Raw genomic sequence first — 4,097 nt, 5'->3', positions numbered from 1 at the left:
TGATGAAGTGGTACGCAGAACTCAATAGAATCAATGTTTTATATATTTACACTATTCTAAATATAAAAACTTTAAAAAAATAGTATGTTAGCGTTTTCATAACTTTTAAGTTATGCTAGAATAAGGACATAAGTTATTAATTATTTAAAAAAGAAAAAAGAATTCCTTTTTTCTGTTAATTATAAGGGGGCATTTCATTATGCGTATTGGGGTACCAGCAGAAATTAAAAACAACGAAAACCGTGTGGCAATGACACCAGCAGGTGTTGTACATTTAGTTCGTAACAATCACGAAGTATTCATTCAAAAGGATGCAGGTGTAGGATCTGGTTTCACAGATGCTCAGTATGTTGAAGCGGGAGCAAAAATTGTTGATACAGCTGAAGAAGCTTGGAACATGGAAATGGTTATGAAAGTTAAGGAACCAGTTGAAAGCGAATACAAACACTTCAGTGAAGGTTTAATCTTATTCACATACTTACACTTAGCTCCAGAACCAGAATTAACAAAAGCGTTAATTGAAAAGAAAGTTGTTGCTATCGCATATGAAACAGTACAATTAGAAAACCGTTCATTACCATTACTTGCACCTATGAGTGAAGTAGCTGGTCGTATGGCTGCACAAATCGGTGCGCAATTCCTTGAGAAAAACAAAGGCGGTAAAGGTATCTTACTTGCAGGTGTTCCAGGAGTTAAACGCGGTAAAGTAACAATTATCGGTGGTGGACAAGCTGGTACAAATGCTGCTAAAATTGCAGTTGGACTAGGTGCGGATGTAACAATCATCGACTTAAGTGCAGAACGTCTTCGTCAATTAGATGACATTTTCGGAAACCAAGTAAAAACTTTAATGTCTAATCCTTACAATATTGCAGAAGCTGTAARAGAATCTGATCTTGTAATCGGTGCAGTATTAATCCCAGGTGCAAAAGCGCCAAAACTTGTAACAGAAGAAATGATTCAATCAATGGAACAAGGTTCTGTTGTTGTAGATATCGCGATTGACCAAGGTGGTATTTTCGAAACAACTGACCGTATTACAACTCATGAYAACCCAACTTATGAAAAACACGGCGTTGTTCACTATGCAGTTGCAAATATGCCAGGTGCAGTTCCACGTACATCAACTCTTGCATTAACAAACGTAACAGTACCATATGCAGTACAAATTGCTAACAAAGGCTACAAAGAAGCTTGCCTAGGCAACTCTGCATTATTAAAAGGTATTAACACATTAGAAGGCTACGTAACATTCGAAGCAGTTGCAGAAGCTCACGGTGTAGAGTACAAAGGTGCTAAAGAATTATTAGAAGCAGAAACAGTATCTTGCTAATAGAAGCATTATACAAAACAAAATCGAACAATATATAAAACAACATGATAAGAGCTAAGAGATAATACCTCTTAGCTCTTCTTGGTAAAAGGGGGCATTCATCGTGGCCAACCTATTCAAAAAGAAATCCGTTACGCAATTGTTAGGGGAAAGTAAAAGTAAAACTTTGACGAAAACGCTAGGGGCATTTGACCTAACAATGCTAGGGATTGGTGCGATAATTGGTACAGGAGTTCTAGTATTAACGGGATTAGTAGCAGCAAGAGATGCTGGTCCAGCAGTTATTTTTTCATTCATGATTGCAGCAATTGTTTGTGGATTTGCAGCTTTATGTTATGCAGAGGTTGCATCTGCACTTCCTGTTTCAGGTAGTGTGTACACATATTCATATGCAACAATTGGTGAGTTTGTTGCCCATTTAATGGGGTGGACATTGCTATCCGTATATGTCGTAACGACTGCCGCAGTAGCTGGTGGATGGACGGGTTATTTCAATAACTTAGTGAGTGGATTAGGAATTGAAATTCCAAAAGCATTGTTAACGATTCCATCGCAAGGTGGTATGGTGAACTTACCAGCAGTTATCGTTACGTTGGTGATAACTTGGTTATTATCACGAGGTACAAAGGAAAGTAAGCGTGTAAATAACATAATGGTATTAATTAAAATTGGTATTGTTGTTTTATTCATTGCAGTTGGTGTATTCTACGTGAAACCAGAAAACTGGATACCATTTGCACCGTACGGCTTAAGTGGAGTCTTCGCCGGAGGAGCAGCAGTATTCTTCGCTTTCTTAGGATTTGATGCATTAGCAACTTCTGCTGAAGAAGTAAAAAATCCGCAGCGTGATCTACCGATTGGTATTATTGCTTCATTAGTCATTTGTACAATCATTTATGTTGTAGTTTGTCTCGTTATGACAGGTATGGTTTCTTACAAGGAATTAGATGTACCTGAAGCGATGGCCTATGTACTAGAAGTTGTAGGACAAGATAAAGTGGCTGGTGTAATTGCTATTGGAGCTGTAATTGGTATTATGGCTGTAATTTTCGCATACATCTACGCTACGACACGTGTATTCTTCGCGATGAGCCGTGACGGTTTATTGCCAAAATCTTTCGCGAAAATTAACAAGAAGACAGAAGCACCAACATTTTCAGTTTGGTTAACAGGAATTGGTAGTGCTGTAATTGCTGGATTTATCGATTTAAAAGAATTGTCGAATTTAGCGAATATTGGAGCGTTATTAACATTCGCGATGGTTGGTGTAACTGTCATCATTCTTCGTAAAACGCATCCGAAATTACAACGTGGATTTATGGTACCACTTGTACCAATCTTACCGATTATTTCAGTTGCATGCTGTCTATTCTTAATGGTAAATCTACCGTTAAAAACATGGATATACTTCGGTGTTTGGTTGGCAATTGGAGTAGTTGTATACTTTGTATATTCGAAAAAACATAGTCATCTAAAAGAAGATGAAAGTTCGCAGGATAATTTAGAAGAAGCTAATTAAAGGGATATAAAGTTAGTAAGCCTTGTGCGTCTAGGGAGCGCGCAAGGCTTTTTCTTTTGGGGAAATAAAGGAGACCAATGTTATGTTGTCGAATTTTTATGTCGGAATATAAGAAGGGGTGGAAAGATGGAGACGAAAGTTGTCGTTGGAGCAGAGGGATATAATAATAACCCAGGTTGGTTACATACGAATGAAGAAGAATTAAATTTATTAAAAAGAGAAACGTGGCTTAATAAATTTCAGCCTAATTCTTTATCAGTAATTTTGGCTGAACACGTATGGGAGCATTTATCGTATGAAGAAGGTATAGAAGCAGCTAAAATATGCTATGAATTTTTACAAGATGATGGTTACATTCGTTGTGCGGTACCAGATGCATTTTTTCCAAATGAAGAATATCAGCAAGGTGTGCAAGTAGGAGGGCCAGGTCCATTAGATCATCCGGCTGCAAGTCATAAAATTGTACATAACTATAAAACGATTGTATCTATGTTTGAAGTAGCGGGTTTTCAAGTAAAGTTGCTAGAGTATTGCGATGAAAATGGAGAATTTCAGTATAATGATTGGAATGAGCAAGGAGGTTTTATTTATCGATCGAAACGTTTTGATTATAGAAATCAGGATGGTAAATTAGGATTCGCTTCGTTAATTGTGGATGCAGTGAAAGTTAATAAATAAGAAAAGGATGTGCGATAGCTTTCGTGCATCCTTTTTGTATGAAGAGCATGATAGATGCGGAGAATATTTATGTGTTTATTTTGAAACGTGAACGAAATTGTCAAAAAAATCTTACGGATTTTATTGACACATATGAACAGACGCTCATATAATAAGAGTATAAGATATATGAATGATTGTTCATATGTTCAATTAAAGAGGTGAGCTATAATGGCTGGAAATAAAATAGAAACGCAACAGGAAGCATGTTCTCAAACGGTAATTCATGAGGAAATCGTGGATCAAGTAAAACAAACAATTCCGACTGATGAAAGTTTAAGTAAAGTAGCAGAATTATTTAAAGTATTAGGTGACCGTACACGTACGAGAATATTACATGCATTATTTGAAGCTGAAATGTGTGTTTGTGATTTAGCTTATTTATTAGGAATGACGCAATCTTCAATCTCACATCAGCTTCGTGTATTAAAGCAAGCAAAGCTTGTAAAGAACCGTAAAGAAGGAAAGGTAGTTTATTATTCATTAGCTGATCAACACGTAATTCATATCTTCGAGCAAGCGTTTGAA

The 4,097-nt window shown here is 36.6% G+C and carries 4 protein-coding genes; all 4 read left to right on the top strand.

Going from position 1 to position 4,097, the window contains the following annotated elements; genetic code table 11:
* The first annotated feature begins 199 nt into the window (after positions 1–199).
* Entirely contained in the window at positions 200–1,333 is a 1,134-nt protein-coding gene (ald, locus tag AC1DTM_RS19340; RefSeq protein ID WP_477000676.1) for an alanine dehydrogenase, read from the top strand.
* 103 nt (positions 1,334–1,436) lie between these two features.
* The gene (locus tag AC1DTM_RS19335) at positions 1,437–2,852 is read left to right on the top strand and encodes an amino acid permease (protein ID WP_002159338.1); all 1,416 of its coding nucleotides are present in this window, start codon (positions 1,437–1,439) and stop codon (positions 2,850–2,852) included.
* 126 nt (positions 2,853–2,978) lie between these two features.
* Positions 2,979–3,530 (top strand): class I SAM-dependent methyltransferase, encoded by a 552-nt coding sequence (locus AC1DTM_RS19330; RefSeq protein WP_002159337.1) that lies wholly within the window; start codon positions 2,979–2,981, stop codon positions 3,528–3,530.
* Between the two features lie 210 nt (positions 3,531–3,740).
* On the top strand, positions 3,741–4,097 hold a 357-nt coding region (locus AC1DTM_RS19325; RefSeq protein ID WP_477000675.1), incomplete at its 3' end, for an ArsR/SmtB family transcription factor.

This window comes from Bacillus sp. P4_D3 (assembly GCF_056401855.1).
Note: the sequence above shows the minus strand (reverse complement) of the source record. Positions and strands in the feature narration are given on the sequence as shown.